This is a genomic window from Clostridium sp. KLE 1755, from assembly GCF_000466465.2.
Taxonomy (GTDB): domain Bacteria; phylum Bacillota; class Clostridia; order Lachnospirales; family Lachnospiraceae; genus Eisenbergiella; species Eisenbergiella porci.
Genome location: NZ_KE992659.1, coordinates 1 through 16,778 on the forward strand (window position 1 = coordinate 1; position 16,778 = coordinate 16,778).

The 16,778-nt window shown below is 47.7% G+C and carries 12 protein-coding genes; 6 read left to right on the top strand and 6 right to left on the bottom strand.

Annotated features, from left to right (window positions below):
- Positions 1-58: 58 nt before the first annotated feature.
- The 5 genes from HMPREF1548_RS29330 to HMPREF1548_RS03125 all read left to right on the top strand — a co-directional run bounded on the left by HMPREF1548_RS29330 (position 59) and on the right by HMPREF1548_RS03125 (position 5,210).
- A complete protein-coding gene (locus HMPREF1548_RS29330; protein ID WP_157065624.1) occupies positions 59-229 on the top strand; it encodes a hypothetical protein in 171 nt (56 codons plus the stop codon).
- Positions 230-258: 29 nt separating this feature from the next.
- Positions 259-453 carry a DUF5597 domain-containing protein gene (locus HMPREF1548_RS29810; protein ID WP_021634275.1) on the top strand — a complete coding sequence of 65 codons (195 nt, stop codon included), beginning with the start codon at positions 259-261 and terminating at the stop codon, positions 451-453.
- A gap of 265 nt (positions 454-718) precedes the next feature.
- Positions 719-1,657, top strand: coding sequence for an AAA family ATPase (locus tag HMPREF1548_RS03115; RefSeq protein WP_021634276.1), 939 nt, complete (start codon positions 719-721; stop codon positions 1,655-1,657).
- The gene (locus HMPREF1548_RS03120; protein WP_021634277.1) at positions 1,654-2,781 is read left to right on the top strand and encodes a DUF58 domain-containing protein; all 1,128 of its coding nucleotides are present in this window, start codon (positions 1,654-1,656) and stop codon (positions 2,779-2,781) included. Before HMPREF1548_RS03115 ends, HMPREF1548_RS03120 begins: the two co-directional genes overlap by 4 nt.
- Positions 2,778-5,210 (top strand): DUF4129 domain-containing transglutaminase family protein, encoded by a 2,433-nt coding sequence (locus tag HMPREF1548_RS03125; protein WP_021634278.1) that lies wholly within the window; start codon positions 2,778-2,780, stop codon positions 5,208-5,210. The genes HMPREF1548_RS03120 and HMPREF1548_RS03125 overlap by 4 nt, the downstream gene beginning before the upstream one ends.
- A gap of 334 nt (positions 5,211-5,544) precedes the next feature.
- Here HMPREF1548_RS03125 and HMPREF1548_RS03130 read toward each other — a convergent pair whose 3' ends face one another.
- The 6 genes from HMPREF1548_RS03130 to HMPREF1548_RS03155 all read right to left on the bottom strand — a co-directional run bounded on the left by HMPREF1548_RS03130 (position 5,545) and on the right by HMPREF1548_RS03155 (position 14,954).
- A complete protein-coding gene (locus HMPREF1548_RS03130; RefSeq protein WP_021634280.1) occupies positions 5,545-6,150 on the bottom strand; it encodes a cytidylate kinase-like family protein in 606 nt (201 codons plus the stop codon).
- 176 nt (positions 6,151-6,326) lie between these two features.
- Positions 6,327-6,773 carry a large conductance mechanosensitive channel protein MscL gene (gene mscL, locus HMPREF1548_RS03135; RefSeq protein WP_021634281.1) on the bottom strand — a complete coding sequence of 149 codons (447 nt, stop codon included), beginning with the start codon at positions 6,771-6,773 and terminating at the stop codon, positions 6,327-6,329.
- A 131-nt stretch (positions 6,774-6,904) separates the two neighbouring features.
- Positions 6,905-11,368 (bottom strand): beta-galactosidase, encoded by a 4,464-nt coding sequence (locus HMPREF1548_RS28780; protein ID WP_021634283.1) that lies wholly within the window; start codon positions 11,366-11,368, stop codon positions 6,905-6,907.
- Between the two features lie 79 nt (positions 11,369-11,447).
- Positions 11,448-13,061 carry an ABC transporter substrate-binding protein gene (locus tag HMPREF1548_RS03145; protein ID WP_021634284.1) on the bottom strand — a complete coding sequence of 538 codons (1,614 nt, stop codon included), beginning with the start codon at positions 13,059-13,061 and terminating at the stop codon, positions 11,448-11,450.
- Between the two features lie 52 nt (positions 13,062-13,113).
- On the bottom strand, positions 13,114-14,007 hold the full coding sequence (locus tag HMPREF1548_RS03150; RefSeq protein WP_021634285.1) for a carbohydrate ABC transporter permease: 894 nt from the start codon (positions 14,005-14,007) through the stop codon (positions 13,114-13,116).
- A 29-nt stretch (positions 14,008-14,036) separates the two neighbouring features.
- Positions 14,037-14,954, bottom strand: coding sequence for an ABC transporter permease (locus tag HMPREF1548_RS03155; protein WP_021634286.1), 918 nt, complete (start codon positions 14,952-14,954; stop codon positions 14,037-14,039).
- A gap of 287 nt (positions 14,955-15,241) precedes the next feature.
- On the opposite strand from HMPREF1548_RS03155, the gene HMPREF1548_RS03160 reads away from it, so the two are divergent.
- Entirely contained in the window at positions 15,242-16,771 is a 1,530-nt protein-coding gene (locus HMPREF1548_RS03160) for a helix-turn-helix domain-containing protein (RefSeq protein ID WP_021634287.1), read from the top strand.
- The last annotated feature ends 7 nt before the right edge of the window (positions 16,772-16,778 follow it).

Consider the following 16,778-nt stretch of genomic DNA (forward strand, 5'->3'; position numbering starts at 1 on the left):
TTTACTGGCTTAGAGATTCCGAGAGACTATGAAAAAGAAAGGAGGAATTTTACTACTGATGATACCTAATATAGCGCCCAATTCCTACGGCATCCCTACAATTTACGTACACGATCATCCCTTTTTAAATCTGGGAGGCGAGCTGCATAATTCCAACTGCTCATCTCCTGTTTACATGGAGGAGCAGGTCTGGCCCGCCCTGATCAGCCTGGCAGCGCCAGCTTTTTAATTGAAAACGGACGTCACGGCTTCTATGCGGTGGGCTGCCAGTTTAAGCTTGAGCTTCTTGTGAAAAAAGGAAGCGGAAAGAAAGTCAGTCTTGTACGTCTGGAGGAGGGAGAATTTATAGACGATGTATTCTGTCCCGGCCGGTTAATGAACGGTGATGAACGCATGCATGCTGCTATTGGGCCAATGGCCGGCGTGCTCCGGTTTGAATTCTGTCTGTATTAATATTCCAGCCGCCTGCTTTTGACAGAATGGAAAAAATATTCCGAAACGATTTACGAAGCAAATTTCTTTCCTTCCCCTGACTGTGAAAACTGCCCCAATTCTATCCAACTTTTCCCCTCTTTATCCATTTACATCCGTACATCACCCTGCTATGGTATAATTAATAAGATCCACAACTATAACGCACCGTTATCAGGCTTAGCGCCCGCACCCGTCCCAATGCCCGCGAAAGCCAAATCCCCGCGGAAATTAAGGAGGTTCCCTCATGCCCCAGTCAGAAGCCTTACAGAAAATCATTTCCAACATGGAGACCGTTATCGTAGGGAAACGGGAGGTCATTGAATATGCCCTCATCACCCTGCTTTCCGACGGCCATCTTCTTCTTGAGGACGTTCCGGGCGTCGGCAAGACAACGCTTGGCAAGGCGCTGGCCCAGTCCATCCAGTGCAGCTTTGCCCGCATCCAGTTCACGCCGGATACGTTGCCGGGGGATGTGACCGGCATGTCCATCTACCAGATGCAGACCGGGGAATTCCGTTTTGTTCCGGGCGTGGTCATGAACGATATCCTGCTGGCCGATGAAATCAACCGTACCTCCCCCAAGACCCAGGCCAGCCTTCTTGAGGCCATGGAGGAACGCCAGATCACGGTGGACGGCAGGACAATGCCCCTGCCTGCGCTCTTTATGGTCATCGCCACGCAGAATCCCGTGGAACAGCTGGGAACCTACCGGCTTCCCGAAGCACAGCTGGACCGCTTTATGATGAAGGTTTCCATGGGATACCCGGAAAAGGAACGGGAAGAGGCGGATATCGTGCGCAAGGCCTTAAACGGAGAGGCCGTAAAGCAGCTTGCCCCCGTAACGGCAAGAGAAGATATTATTGAAATGAAAAAGGAAATCCAGGACATCACGGTTCATGATGACATTATGGATTATGCCGTAGAAATCGCCCGCAATACACGGAAAAGCAGATATCTCACCCTCGGCGCCAGCCCCCGGGCCGCCATAGCACTGGTGCGCGCCACCAGAAGCCGCGCATATCTGGAAGGCCGCAGCTTCACCACGCCTGAGGACGTTGCTGCCCTGGCACAGCCGGTGCTGCTCCATCGCCTGATTCTTTCGGCCCAGGCCCGCCTGGAAGGAAAAAAAGAAAAGGATGTGCTGCAGGAAGCCATGCGCGCAGCCAAAGTGCCTGTCCTATGAAAAAGGAAACAAAACAAAAAACGAAACAAAAAAATAAAAGAATCCGGCGGCCCGGCAGGCTGCTTTACCTTCTTTTTCTTGCAGGCGCGACGGCCCTGGTGAGCCTGCGGGGCGGGAATATTTCCTACCTGCTTTTCTATTTTGCACTTGCGCTTCCCATCCTGGCATTTTTGTATTCTCTTTATGTTTTTTACCGGTTCAAAATTGTCCAGGAGGTATCCCGCGTTGTGGTAAAGGCCCAGGAGGTCCCCTACCGCCTGCTGCTGGCCAACGAGGATATCCTGCCCTTTACCCACATTCGGCTTCACTTTTTCGACAGCATGGTCAGCATGAAGCCCTCTGATCCTGGCGTAATCTCCCTTGCGCCCCATGAGGAAATCAGGGTGGACACACAAATGTACTGTAAATACAGAGGCACCTATCCGGTGGGCGTAAAAAGCGTGGAGGTCACGGATTTTCTGGGCCTGTTCACCATTCCCTATCCGCTGATGTCCCAGATCCGCCTGACCGCCAGGCCGCGTATCATCCCCATGGAACAGCTTCGGGTGGTCCTCCAGGAGCAGGATCCCAAAAACACGCTTTTTCCGGTATCCCGGCTGCAGGAGCTTCCTGATTTTGAGCTGCGTTCCTATCTTCCCGGAGATCCCATAAAATATATCCACTGGAAAAATTCCGCCCGGGCCGGTGAGCTGCTGGTGCGTAAACAGATGCCGGAGGAGCTGTTTGAGACCATTATTTTTATGGATTTATCCCCCATAGAGGATGAAGAAGAAAAAAGGCTGCAGAAGGAAGACAACATTATAGAAACCGCCCTTTCCTTCGTCCATGATTATTATCTGAAAAATATCCCTGTGCGGATATTTTTTATGGAGGATACGCTGCGGGAAATGCTGGTGGACGCCGGCACCGGCTTCGAACCCTTTTACGACAAATGCTCCGAACTTTCCTTTTCCTCACCCTATCCGCTAAACCAGGTCTGGGAAAGCGTTCCGGCCTCCTCCGGCTGCGGCTCCTGTATCCTGATAACCGCCTCGGTAACAGACGATCTTGTCCGCAGCGTAAGTGAAAAACAACAGGCCGGGACGGAAGCGCTACTCATCAATGTGGGAGAACTTGCCTTATGAAACCTGATTCTCTGCAACTTCGGAAACTGTATGCTTTAATGGCCTCCTCCTGCCTGTGTGCGGGAAGCCTGATGATCCTGAAAAGCCTTTGGGATCTGTTCGGCATGCCTGCCTTTTTCCCGCTTCCGGCAGAAAAGGCCTCGGAACTCCTCTCCCCGGCCGTCCTTCTCCTTGTCTCTGCCCTGTGCCTGTTCCTCTTAAAATGGTCCTCGGAAAAAAATCTGCGGCTTCCCCTGTGGGGCGGGCTGTTTTTATTGGCACTGCTTGCCGGCGCGTTCCTCTTTCTCCGGGAAAGGAATGCCTTCGCTGCACTTTCACAGGAAGAAGCTTCCCTGGTTCAGGCCTGTGCCCGGAACTTATCTTCCCTGCCCCAATCCGCCTCCTCCGCACGGCTCCTCCCGGCACTTTCCGCCAGAACCGCTCTGCAGCTCTACTTTTTCCTTCTGATTTTGGGAACTGCCGTACTGCTCTGCGGGCTTCTGTCATATTTGTCGGAAAGCCGCCTGTGGCTGAAGGGACTTCTTCTGCTAATCCAGACTGTAATCCTGCTTCTGTGTGCCGCGCAGGAAATTCCGCTCTCCAAATGGAATGTGCTGCCTGTTTTATTCTGCCTGCTACTTTTTCTTTCGGAAACTGCCGCCTGCTTTCAGAACCAGGGGATGGAAAATCAGTCTCCCTCCCTGCGGAAAAGTCTTTCTGTCTTTCTGGCGCCTCCCGCCGGGAACCTGCTTTATCTGACTCCTGTATTTCTGGCCGCCGTACTTATTATCGGACTGCTGCCGGCAAAGGAAGCGCCCATGCACTGGGACACCCTGCGTAAGCTGACCGCCGCCGCAGAGGATAAGGCAAATGCCCTGATCATACATATCGGCTCTCTTTTTTCCGGGGGACAGGATTCCTATGCACTTTCCTTTACCGGCTACACTGGCAGCGGGCACTTAAACGGCGGGCTGTTTTCCTCCTCCGCAGGCCAGCTGTCCCTCACGGGAAGCCGGACCAAATCCCCCCTGTACCTTACCGGCACAGTCCATGACTTTTATAATGGACACGGCTGGGAACAGAGGGCTTTGGATAAAACCTATTCCGGCGAGGAATATCTGCTGAACTATCAGGAACTGACGGATGCTCTCGATGCAAGCATCTATACCTCCCAGGAGCAGCTGGAAATGATGCGCTCCTGCCGTTTTGACCTGCGGTTTGAAGGCCTGAAGACGCAGACCGTTTTTTATCCGCCTTTTACAGCCAGCTTCTTTTTTATCAACCAGGAGCCGGATGCCCGTAATGACAGTATCCTCCTGCCAAAGGCGCAAAGCGTGGGCTTCACCTATTCCTTCCTCTGCATGGATATCAACTGGGGCAGTGAAAAGGTACAGAAGCTTCTCCGCCAGGAGGCCTGGGCGCAGCCTCCGGCCCTGGATGAGGAGCAGCAAAAAAGAGAGCGCTATATCTATGAGAATTATACAGAGCTTCCGGATACGGTCCCGGAAAGAGTTTATGCACTGGCGGAGGAAATTACGGAAGGGTTATCCACAGATTATGACCGTATGAAGGCCATTGAAGGCTGGCTGAACCGGCTTGCCTATACCACCTCGCCTTCCCAGTGCCCGGAAGGACAGGATTTTACGGACTTTTTCCTGTTTGACAGCCAGACAGGCTACTGTACTTATTTTGCCACAGCCATGGCGGTCCTGGGACGCTGCTGCGGTATTCCCACCCGCTATGCGGAGGGCTTCGTGACCACGGGTACGCGGCGCACAGAGGGAAACCAGGTAATGATTACCTCAGATAACGCCCATGCCTGGGCTGAGGGCTATATCCCCAACATCGGCTGGGTTCCTTTTGAACCTACGCCCCGCTATTACGAGGCTGCAAACACTGCCTGGAACTTACCCGCGCAGGGCGGCACTCCCGCACCGGCATTGCCGGCGCCGGAAAGCCAGGAGGAGGAAACCGCTGTCACTGATGACTGGACGCAGGACAGCCTTCCGGCCCGTTATCTGGCAGAGCAAAGCGGCAGACTGCTGATTCATTTTCTGGAGGCAGTCCTGCTCATCGCAGCTCTTTTCCTGCTTCTTGCGCTGTTCCTCTTCTGCCGCAGCGCACTCAGGCGACGTTCCTACCGCCGTCTGGATGCCGCCGGGAAACTGGAAAACCGGATGCGCAAGGTCCTGCTGCTGGGCGAAATGCAGGATCTGCGCCTGGAAGCCGGGGAAACCCTGGCCGCTTATGGGAAACGCGCCGCCGGAAGGCTGGATACCGCGGCCGGTTCCTTTGCGGATATCTGTACGCTGTACCAGAGCATCCGCTTCGGCGGGGAAGAAGCCGGGGAAGCAAAAATCCTGCGGCTTGAGCAGTACACTGATTCCCTGGAAAAGCAGTATCTGCATGGCTGCGGGCGGCTGCGCAGACTGCTTTACCATATGAGATAGCGGAAGGACGGGATGATTCCGGGGATGAGTTGCCTTTGGGGATGAATTACTTTCAGGAATGAATTTTTAGATATTTTCCGGGAATCGGACCATAAAAATAAGATATATCCATAAATGATTCTTTCTGCCAAATAAATAACTGCCGCATCAGCCAATTTTAATCCCGGCTGGTGCGGCAGTCTTTCTTCCCTGTGCCTTAACAGGCATATTGCTTTACCAAAGTACTTTTAATTCTAAAAATATTATGTAACAGAGCATATTATCCATTGTCTGCAATCAGACAAACCCGACATCAGGCTGTCTCTGTTTTCCTACACTCTCTGAAAAACAGCGGCTATTCCACATACCCCTTCATTTTCAGATACGCCTCAATCAAATCCACCGCGCCGTCCACACCGGCGGCAGAGGTATTGATCATCAGAGCCTTGTTTCTCTTATCTCCCCAGACTTCATCGGTATAGTACTGATAATAATTCCTGCGGATTTTCTCCGTTTTCTTAATCAGCTTAGCGGCCTTCTGTCTGTCCTCCAGGGAATACAGCTTCATGATCCGATCAATTTTATCTTCCATATCCGCATAGATGAACACATTCACCACATTGTCCTGATAGGCCAGAATCACATCCGCACACCGTCCCACCACCACGCAGGATTCCTCCCTTGTCTTGTTCAGGATTAAATCAGCCTGCATGTCAAACAGGCGCTCGCTCAGGGTATCCGCATCAAAATCATAAGGGATAAAGGATTCCCGGAACGGGCTGGAAGGCTTCTCATCATTTTCCATCAGTTCTTCCACACTGATGCCGCTTTTTCCTGAAATCTCATTCAGGATGTTCTTGTCCAGGAAGGTGAAGCCAAGCCTTTCGGCCAGTTTTTCCCCGACCTCACGTCCGCCGCTTCCATATTCACGACCGATGGTAACCGTTACTTTTTTCTGCATAAACAAGTCCCTCCTTTTCCTGTCCGGCCTTTCCTGCCGGATGGCTGATGTGCAGTCGGACCGCAGTTCACGCACAGTCCGCCCGTCTTGCTGCTTATGGGAACAGATCGCAGCAGCCCGGTTAACCGGTAACAGTCCGTATAACCATTACCGTTCTCAGCTGTTGCAACATTTTTTCAGACAGTCTCCGATATTTTTTCCGCCAAATCAGAGGTACAGTGACAGCATTTTACCGCGTCCGCAGGGATTTCACTCTTGCAGTAAGGACAGATTTTCGTAGCCGGTTTTGCCGGTTCCTCAGGCGTTTTCTCCTTGTCCTTCCGGTTCCCCAGCTCAGCAATTTTATTGATGAACTTCACCAGCAGGAAAATGACAAAGGCCATGATCAGGAAATTAATAACCGCCGTCAGGAAGGAACCGTACTTAATGTCCACGCCCCGCACCGTAAGCACCAGATAACTCAGATCCGTGTTGGCAATCAGTCCCAGCAGCGGCGAAATCACATCATTTACCAGGCTGTTCACAATGCCCTGGAACGCTGCGCCGACAATAACGCCTACCGCCATGTCAATGACATTGCCGCGCATGATAAATTTCTCGAATTCCTTTAAAAAGTTTTTCATTGCCAAGTTTTCCTTTCTCCTATGTAATTTCTTTTGTTAAAAATATTCTATCATAATTCGGCCTTTTCTGCCACTTTAATGCGGCTATTTCTTTCTTCTCATTCTTTATCTGTCTGCGCAGAAATCCTCTTTTAAGCAAGCACCGGATTCAAAAAATCCAGATATACCCCAGCGCCCGGATCTTCCGAAAATACCTCTCCGTCCACAATGAGTTCCAGCCTGTTTACGTCTGTTAAATCCGCTTCCCCTATATAGGTACCTCCGGTACCTGTCAGTCTGGGAGAAGAAAAAAGCTTCCTTCCGTCCCCTATCAGCTGCAATCTCATGCATATTGTTTTCTCTGCCCTGTCCCAGAGGATATTGTCCCTGTCCAATATCTTCGGCATCCAGGCATCTATATCAAATCCATACCCAAACGACAGGCGCCGATATTTTCCATTAAGCTTCCATACAATTCTGGTATGATTTCCCATGCTCAGTCCATAGCGGTAACGCAGATGGCCTACCGCCAGCGGAAGCCTGCCATATGCAGTATTTGCGCATGCATTCTTCTGTACCGGACAGTTTTGGGAAGTCTCCGTATAGGTCCACGGCAATTCTGACAGCAGCTGTAATTTCTTTTCTTCTTTGTTATGACACTGTGGCACAAGAGCCGCCATTTCTTCCTGTATGTCCGCGACCGTAAATTCCACAGGAAGACCATCCCCTTTCACCACTGCCTCCAGCCAGCCATCCTTCCATACCAAGCTTATATTCTCTGAATTTGACGACCAGACCGGCCTGCTGGCCAATCTGAGGCTGAACCTGATATTTTTTCCTCTTTCGCTATTTACATGAATATAGCATCCCGTCTTATGGCTTCTAACAATTATATACTGCCAAAGCGATAAAGCGCCGCGTATCTGCAGAAGGAAACCATCCTTCCCCGGTATGGAAAACCACTGCGCCTCCTCTTCATTTTCCTGGGAATGCATAATTACCATGAGTTCCTGAAACACCGCATAATATGCATTTCCCTCTGCTTCTGACGGATAATGCCGGCAAAGCGCTTCATATGCTTCCATGCTGCTGACAGAGCCCGCATAGAGCTTTGCCATTCCTGCAAAGGCCTGCTGTCGATCCGTAACAAGAGGCAAATAGTAAAACCTTGATTCCTTGGGGAACAGTTCAAATTGATTCTGGATTCGATATCCCGGCATAAATGCTTCCCGCAGAATTCCTCCCGTCCATGCGTCCCCTAAAGCTTCCGGCATAAAACCTTCATAGTCCACCGCTGTACGTATCTTCTTCTGAATCTCCGTTTTATCAGGAATCAGCTTGTACAGAATAACTGCCCTGAAAAAAGAAATCACGGCAAGTCCCTGGGCTGACCAGATAAGTTTATCCTGAGGCCCACGCTCTATCAGCCAGCTTTCCCCTTCACAGGAATAATTCACCGCCCCCAGCGACAACCCGGTCAGAAGCATTTCCACCGTCATACAAGCTGTTATCTGCTGCTCATTTCCCTGCAGATATCCATAACATTCACCCGGTTTATCCCTGAATCCGGCATCATTCCAATACCAGTTCTCCGGCTGTACCCCAATCTGACTGCAAGCTCCGTCTATCCATGCCCCCAACAGAGCTCCAAAGCAGGAATATGCTGCATGTGCGTGATTCTGTTTGTAGGAAAAAATAAAATAATCTGCATACTCCCTCATTTTATTCATAAAAAACGGTCTTTTTATCATAGCCGCAAGCTCCAGATTATTTCGATTTCCATCCGAATAAATAAATACAATTCCGTATTTTGCACATAAAGCAAGCAGACGGAAGAAATACTCGTTTCTCCAATACCCCTCTTCCTTCGTGCCCAAGTATTGCTCTACAAAACCTATACTCACCAGATTGCGGCTATGCTGTATCACATATTCAATTTCGGACAGGCTCGTGATTGTATACTTCCCGAATTGTGTCTCATGCGGTCCCAGCGCCCCAAGATGCCATAAATATCCCTTTGCATCCTCATCCAGCATATAATCAATCACTCTATCCGCCCTGGCTTTATAAGACGCGATCAGGCCCATTCCTGTATATGGTTTGAGTTCTTCCGGAAGCAGCATCCATACCTCAGCGGGGTCATGTTCACTGTAATCAAAAATAGTAAACCACGGATTTTCCCTGTTGATTCTCCGTTTCACCGGTTTTTTCCCGTGCTTTTTATTTATATAAAAACTTACCGGCCGTGACCAACTGCCTCCGTTTTTTTCCCTTACTCTGGCATGCCAAATACCTTCATAATACGGCAGTTCCTCTGTTTTTGGGAAATAATATCCCACCTCGGAATCGGAAAGAATAGTTGCTTCCATCTCCTGGGCATTGACAAATTCCTGATTATCCGCCAGCTCCAGCACATATTCTACCGCTTCGCTCCCCGCCTTCTTAGTCCACTTAAAATGCAGGGCAATGTCTGTCATTTCCTGCCCCTGGAACGGTGCCAGGAAATGGCTTTCCTCCTTTCTTTCCCAAAGCACATATACGCAGGCCTCTTTGACCGCTATATTTTTCAACCGCTGTGCCCTGCCGTTTTCCATAACCGGCTGTCTTTCCAGATACACCGGTGCGCTTTCCTTAAGCGGATGGATTCTAAGCTTGGCAGAAACCGGAAAATGATACCGTTTCATCCCAATTTCCCATACCTGCCCCGTGTAAAAATGATCTGCATATACGTTATCCCCAATCCTCAACTCAGCGCTATCTCCCTCATAATCCACCATAAGATAACACTCCTGCATGCTCTCTTGCGGATACTCCACGGAAAGCTCATATTCACGAAACCCTTTCTCAAGCCTACCCTGCTTCCAGAAAACCTTTGTCCTTTCTTTTTTTTCTTTTCTTTCATAAAAAGCCAGCTTTTCTTCTCTTATTTTTTTAAATCCTGCCGGGCTTTCCGGCAGAGCCGGATAGGAAGCAAATTCTGTTTTTCTATTTTCTTCATCGACGATTCCGCGAAGAATAATTTGTCCCTTCTGCTCTCTTATTTCCCCACCGGTAATCAAAAGATATTCTTCTCCGTTAATTTCTACCTTCCACGCATCCAACGCCTCCCGCCTGGACAGAGTCACAATTTTATTTCTTCCCAGATCTCCTTTTATCCGGTACATTGGCTCTGTATCAGAATAAAAAACATAAATTTTTTCATTCCTCCTGTGCAATATGCAAAGCGGAGTAGCCAGAGCTGTCACAATTTCTGCACTCTCACCAATTGGCATATTAAAAGGGTAAAAAAAGTAGTCTCCGTTCCTGATATCTCTGGCGGGATAATAAAGCTCATTCGTACTGGTTTTAACATGCAGCACTGCATTCCTATGCTCTTTCATAGGATACAGACGCTGATAATTATTTACAAAAAGATACCCTCTTTCTCCGTTATGACGCACACAAGTCCTAAGTGTCTCCAGATTCCCCGCATTATCCATAACAGGGCTGGGGAATTCCGGCTTCATAGTACACAATCCGGAACCAAAATCATGGAGGAACATGCTCAGAAGCTTTATCTCCCGGCAGCTTTCACGTACCTGCCCATATTCGCCGACAGGTGCTTGAAAATCATAATTATATGCCGGCAGTTCGTTCCATGATCCCGTTTTCTTCGTTTCCTGCAAGGTCGTATTTCTTCCCTCCGGATTCGAACCTCCGTGATACATGTAGTACCCCAGCAGATTAGCTCCGCACCCCAGCTTCACCAGAGACATTGCTCCGATAGCCGCAGCATATGCAACCGGCCTTCTGTGTTTTGTGGGCTGAAGTCCGCCGCCCAGTTCAGCCATCAGGTAAGGGAACTCCTCCTTTTTTCCAGCGGTCTCCTTCTTTCCAAAATCACTTCCGATATTGGCATCGTTTCTCTCCGGTGTAAATACATAATTTACATTCGGCGGCAGTTTTTCTATTTCCCGAGCCCATGGGGCGTCACAATATCCGCCCATCACAGGGAGAAGTCCGCCGGTACAGGCGCCTCCCCAGGCAGTCGCAGTCATAAGAGGGGCATTCAGACCGGCATTCACCGCCATATCCGTTAAATAACGCATATGCTTTTCTCCCTCCTCTCCCGTCAGCCCCCCGCAGCAGCCATATTCATTTTCTATCTGAATTCCCAGCACCGGGCCCCCGTCTTCCCATGTCAGTCCCCGTATCGTTTCTCCCAGCTTGGAAAAATAAGCCTTCACATCCTGCAGATAGGCCGTATCATTGCTTCTTACTTCATATCCCTTATGCATTACCCAATCCGGAAGCCCTCCGTTTCGAACCTCTCCATGACACCATGGCCCTATCCTCAAAAAAGCCAGAAGTCCCGCTGACTTGGCAGCGTGAAGGAAACCTCTCAAATCCCTGTTTCCCGAAAAATCATATTTTCCTTCTTCCTCCTCATGATGAATCCAGAAGATGTACGAGGAAACGATATCTATACCTCCCGCCTTCATTTTACAAAGTTCTTCCTCCCACATACCCGCCGGATATCGGGAATAATGAAATTCTCCCATGACAGGAAACCAAGGCACTCCATTTCTGAGCAGCGCCTCTTTACTATATGAAATAATATCCTTGGAATCGTTCATTTTTCTGCTCCCATCTTTTATTCTGTTTATAGAAAAAGGGCACCCTCCGGTAATCTCCTACCATCCGGTACCCTTTCTTTTACGAATTCTTTGCCGCAAAAGCCTCGTATTGTGTCTTCATGGCTTCCGTTACCTTATCCAAACCAGCCGCTTCCAGTTTTCCTTTGAACTCATTAAATTTAGCTTCTGTATTGTCCCCATAAATTCCAAGAGAGAAGCTGTACTCATACTCATCAACAATGGAATTCACAACGGAAAGCTCCGTAGCTATGGAAGATGAGTCGAAGGTAAAGCCCGCCACCTCCGCAAACAGCTCCCTGGAATTAATACTGTCGCTGATTGCCAGCTCTCTTTCATCTGTCCCGGCCATCACAGGCTCGTCCGCACGGTTTAACGCCCATGCCCAGCTGTTCCAGCTGTAATTTTCTGCCGCATCCAGCACCATTCTCTGGCCTTCTTCATTCAAGTCCCAGTGTTCCCCTTGAATTCCGCCCAGAAGCGTGCGGTTAAGATCCACATCACTCTTCATATAGTCAAGTACCAGAGCCGCTCTCTCCGGATTTTTGGAATTTGTAGCGACAGCAATCATATCTCCATTGTACCGGCTTCTTGCCATATGAATGTCAGGGGACACATCGTATACACCAAAGGTACCCAAGCCCGCCTTTTCCAGTTTTTCTCCAGCATCAATTGCTGAAAAATTCCAACCAATGCAGCCAGAGGTTCCGTTTTCAAAATATGCGGTTGCATCATTGGTATCATTGATAGCATCCTTTGACCACACTCCTGCTGCTGCCAGTTCAGCCATTTCCTTTGCATACTCTAAATACAGATCTGACGTATAAAGGTAGATTACCGAATCCCAGCCCGGCAGCTCTGCTTTCCCGCCTGCATTATAAAAATAGTCAAAGCCTTCTGTGAAATAATCATATCCATTTGCCTGTAAATAAGGCTCCAGCGTCTGGTTTCTGTTCGCATTAGTATTCAGCGCAACCACACCTGTCTCGTTTTGAACTGCAGCCAGTTCTTTCAGGAACTCTTTAAAGCTATCCCAGTCTTCGGGTTTGGTCAGCTGGTATTTATCAATTAAATCCTGTCTTGCCACAATAAAATCATAATTACTGAAGGATGCATTTCCTTTCGGTACCGCATATAGCTTCTCTCCAATTTTGGCCTGTTCCCAGCTTACCTCCGGCTGCTGCTCATAGGTATAAGGAAGATATTTCTGTATAAAATCCATATCCATTTCTTTAAATGCGCCTTTGGCAGCTTCTTCATTATAATAACACCAGGAAGCAGTATAAATTAAATCCACATTTTCACCACCTGCCAGCACCAGCGAATATTTTGTCTGATAGTCGCTCCAGTTCAGGAATTTAATATCCAGCGTAGAATTCAGATTGGGGAGCAGGTATTTCTGGTTCACTTCCTCCAGTACCTTTCCCATATCCTTTGGTTCATCTCCAAGAACATACAGGACAATGGTTTCCGTTTCCGCCAAATCATATCCTTTCCCATAATAGGGACTGTCCTGGGAAATGGCTTCCTCCGTCTGTGCCTGTGCAGTTTCTTCAGCGGGAGCCGCGTTGGATTCCCCCTGGCCGGCATCTTTTGCCCCTGAACAGGCGCACAGTCCCGCCGCCATAACAACGGCCATAAATGCTGACAGCTTTTTCATCCATTTGTTTTTCATGATAACCCTCCTTAAATTTTATAAATAAAGTTTTCCTTTATTTCCTCTATAATCAGCCTTTCACTGCACCTATCGTCATTCCTTTTACAAAATATTTTTGAAGGAATGGATACAGTAATATAATCGGTCCCGTGGCAATCACGGTCATAGACAGCTTCAGTCCTTCCGTAGGCACCTGCCCTACCTGCATTCCTGTCATGGAGGCAATTCTTTTGAGCGCCTCAGAGCTGTTCAAAATATTCTGAAGCGTATACTGGAGATTCCATGTTCCCCCCGTACTCATAAACAGCATACAGTTATACCAGTCATTCCAATAGGTAAGGGCGGTAAACAGCCCAATCGTAGCAATCAGCGGTTTTGCCGCAGGCAGTATAATCTTCCAGAAGATACGGAAATCCCCTGCCCCATCCACCTTTGCAGCTTCAGTCAATTCAAATGGTATCCCCTTCATGAAGCTTTTTGCAATTATCATGTTCCACACGGAAAACAGGCAGGGCAGAATTAATGAATACACATGGTTATTAAATTTAAAAAACTTGGAACACATCAAATACCAGGGTACAAGCCCCCCGCTGAATAAAGTTGTAAAGAAGAAAAAGAAGGAAATCTTATTTCTCCAGGGAAAATCAGGTCTCGCCAGTACATATCCCGTCATCGCAGACAATCCAACTGCAGTAATTGTTCCCACTGCGGTAACAAATATGGTTATGCCGTAAGCCCGTACTATAGTATCCGGGCTCTTGAAAGCCATTTTATAGGCCTCCAAGGAAAAATTCCGGGCCGTCAGAAAAAAGCTGTAGCCTTCTGTCAATATCGTACTTTCTTTTGTAAAGGAACCGACCAAGATCAGGTAAAACGGCAGCAGGCATATTACAGCAAACAACACCGTCAGCACATAGGCAATGCCAAGAAAAATCTTCTCATCTTTTCCATTTTTTACTTTCATAACACTCTCCTTTTCAGTACCTCATTTTCCTAAAACAGTGTATAATCCGGATCAATTTTCCTGACCAGCCAATTCACTGAAACGATGGTAACAAAGCAAAGCACCGACTGATAAAAGCCTGCGGCTGCTGACATTCCTATATTGGGTGTGGTTATCAGAGAACGGTAAACAAACGTATCAATAACATCTGATGTTTCCAACAGCAGTTGGTTATTTCCCACAAGCTGGTAAAACATACCGAAGTCTCCACGGAAAATATTTCCTACAGACAGCAGAAACATAATAAAAATAGTTGGCTTAAGACCGGGAATCGTTATATATCTTATTTTCTGCCAGATATTTGCTCCATCAATGGAAGCCGCCTCAAACATTTCCTGGCTCAGTCCTGCAATAGCCGCCAGATAGACTACCGTTCCGTAGCCCGTCTGCTTCCATAATCGGATGCCAACCATAACGACAGGCCACTGCTTCACCTGTTGGTAAATACTGAAATCTTCAATTCCAAAATAGGTAAGAATATTGCTCAGCACCCCGTTCTGTCCGAATATGTTAAGCATTACGGTAGAGACTACCACCCAGGAAATAAAGTAGGGAAGAAACATGAATGCCTGTGAAACCTTCTTAAAAGTCTTCTTTGTAATTTCACTAAGCATAATGGCAAAGCCGACCTCGAATATAACGCCAAATACAATAAAAGCCAGATTGTACAGCAATGTATTTCTTGTCAAAGCCCAAAGCTTTCCAGAAATTTTCAGATATTCAAAATTCTGCAGTCCACACCAGGGACTTCCCATAATTCCGTCATTGTAGTTATAATTCTTAAAAGCAATCGTTATCCCGAACATTGGAATATAGCTGAAAATTATCACATATAGCAAAGCCGGAAGAAGCATATACAGCAATGTTCTGTTTTTTTGCACCTGCTGCCAAAATGTTCTTTTTCTCATAACCTATCTCCTGTATTCTGAAATGTCTGCCGGGCACCCGGTTTTTCCCGTTTACAGCCGCCCGGAAAGCTTTGGCTTACAGCGTCATTATATGAATTTCCCACCTTTATCCTCAATAGTAAATTCTCCCGTCTGCTGGAAGAATTCGCAAAATTATTAGTAAATTCTTCGACTCCTAGTAAATTCTTCCACTTACCCTCAAGTTCCTGGAAACCCTTATTTTCTTATGCTACAATCAGAGTATAGTAAAACCAGAAACATAAGCTGATGCAGATGAGGATTTATTTATGAATCTTTTATTGGTGGACGATGAATTTCATGTAAGAAAAAAGCTGATGCAGAAAATTGACTGGAAGGCCCTGGGAATTGACCGGCTTCTGGAAGCGGGAGACGGAGAGCAGGGATATGAATTGGCTGTTAACGAACCGATAGACATAATTATCTCAGATATCCGTATGCCAAGGATGGATGGAATTGAAATGGCTGCCAAAATAAGAGAACTGTATCCGGACTGTGTTATTCTCTTTTTGAGCGGTTATTCGGATAAGGAATACCTGCGCTCTGCAATATCTCTGCATGCTCTACAGTATATCGATAAACCGGTTTTGCCTGAACAGGTAATTTCTGCCGTCAAGGAAGCAGTCTCTTACTGTAATAACCTTCGCAACACCTCCTTTGCCGCCAAAATAAAGGAGGTCCGGCTGGCCCGGCTGCTTTGCACTCCAAAACCGGATGCAGGCCAGCTGTCCTGTCTCCTGGAAGAGTGCTCGCTTTCTACTCTGGCCTTCTCAGATTCCCGGACAATTTTGATACAGCTTCTGACCGGAGATGGGATTCCCTCCTGCCTGCTTGAAAAATTAGGCGAACTGTTAGAGCACAGCGGCCTGCATTATCTTTTAGGAGATCATCATGACAACTTAATTGTCATCCATCTGCTGTCGGATAAGGAACAGATGGTTTCTTCCTTAACTTCCAGTTTTTTTAAGCCATTATTTCAAAGAGTCTCTTATCTGTTCAAAAATACGTCCTATTTTATAGCCGTCGGACAACTGGCTGAAAACATACAGGAGGTCTACCAATCTTATCAGTCTGCTGTAATCGGACTTCAGCAGAATTTTTTCCTCGGCAGTAATTCCGTCTCTTTTGCCGGTTTTCCTGAATCACCGGAGTATAGGCCGGATGAAAATTTTCGCCGGAATCTTCTTAGCTCCGTAAAACAGAATGACCCACACACCTGCTTTCTGCTTCTTGAATCGCTGTACCAATCCTATCAGCTTCATCCTGCGGGGCTGATCAGCGTGGTAAGGGAAAACTATTACGGAATACTCTCACAGCTGTTCCAGCATTGTCTCAGTCACCGCATTGCTTTTCCATCTGCAAGCAATCAGCAGCTTTGGGATGTTATATCTTCAGCTAAAACCCTCCGTGATCTGCACATCATAGCTGTAAACCTGTATCAGTCTTACTTTGACTTTGTTAAGAAGAATCAGGAGGAACTATCTGTATCAGGAAAGCTGCGCAGGCTGATCGAAGAAAATTACGGCAACCCGGCGCTGGGACTTCAGTTTTTAAGCGAAAGCCTCAAATTATCACAGTCTTATATCAGCCAGCTTTTCAAACAGGAAACCGGAACCACAATAAATCAGTATATTATAACCTACCGGATCGATATGGCCTCCTCCCTTCTTCTGAAAAGTGATCGAAAAATATCCGATATTGCCGATTGCTGCGGTTTTACGGATCAAAACTACTTTACAAAGCTGTTTAAGAAATGCACGGGAATGACTCCTTCTGAATACAGAGGTTATCTTCCATAGAAGAGGA

Excerpts from the sequence above, each read along its gene's own strand:
- HMPREF1548_RS03145 (WP_021634284.1), bottom strand. The coding sequence starts at position 13,061 with ATGAAAAACAAATGGATGAAAAAGCTGTCAGCATTTATGGCCGTTGTT.
- HMPREF1548_RS03150 (WP_021634285.1), bottom strand. The coding sequence starts at position 14,007 with ATGAAAGTAAAAAATGGAAAAGATGAGAAGATTTTTCTTGGCATTGCC.
- HMPREF1548_RS03120 (WP_021634277.1), top strand. The coding sequence starts at position 1,654 with ATGAAAAAGGAAACAAAACAAAAAACGAAACAAAAAAATAAAAGAATC.
- HMPREF1548_RS03155 (WP_021634286.1), bottom strand. The coding sequence starts at position 14,954 with ATGAGAAAAAGAACATTTTGGCAGCAGGTGCAAAAAAACAGAACATTG.
- HMPREF1548_RS03130 (WP_021634280.1), bottom strand. The coding sequence starts at position 6,150 with ATGCAGAAAAAAGTAACGGTTACCATCGGTCGTGAATATGGAAGCGGC.
- HMPREF1548_RS03160 (WP_021634287.1), top strand. The coding sequence starts at position 15,242 with ATGAATCTTTTATTGGTGGACGATGAATTTCATGTAAGAAAAAAGCTG.
- HMPREF1548_RS28780 (WP_021634283.1), bottom strand. The coding sequence starts at position 11,368 with ATGAACGATTCCAAGGATATTATTTCATATAGTAAAGAGGCGCTGCTC.
- HMPREF1548_RS29330 (WP_157065624.1), top strand. The coding sequence starts at position 59 with ATGATACCTAATATAGCGCCCAATTCCTACGGCATCCCTACAATTTAC.
- HMPREF1548_RS03115 (WP_021634276.1), top strand. The coding sequence starts at position 719 with ATGCCCCAGTCAGAAGCCTTACAGAAAATCATTTCCAACATGGAGACC.
- HMPREF1548_RS03125 (WP_021634278.1), top strand. The coding sequence starts at position 2,778 with ATGAAACCTGATTCTCTGCAACTTCGGAAACTGTATGCTTTAATGGCC.
- mscL (WP_021634281.1), bottom strand. The coding sequence starts at position 6,773 with ATGAAAAACTTTTTAAAGGAATTCGAGAAATTTATCATGCGCGGCAAT.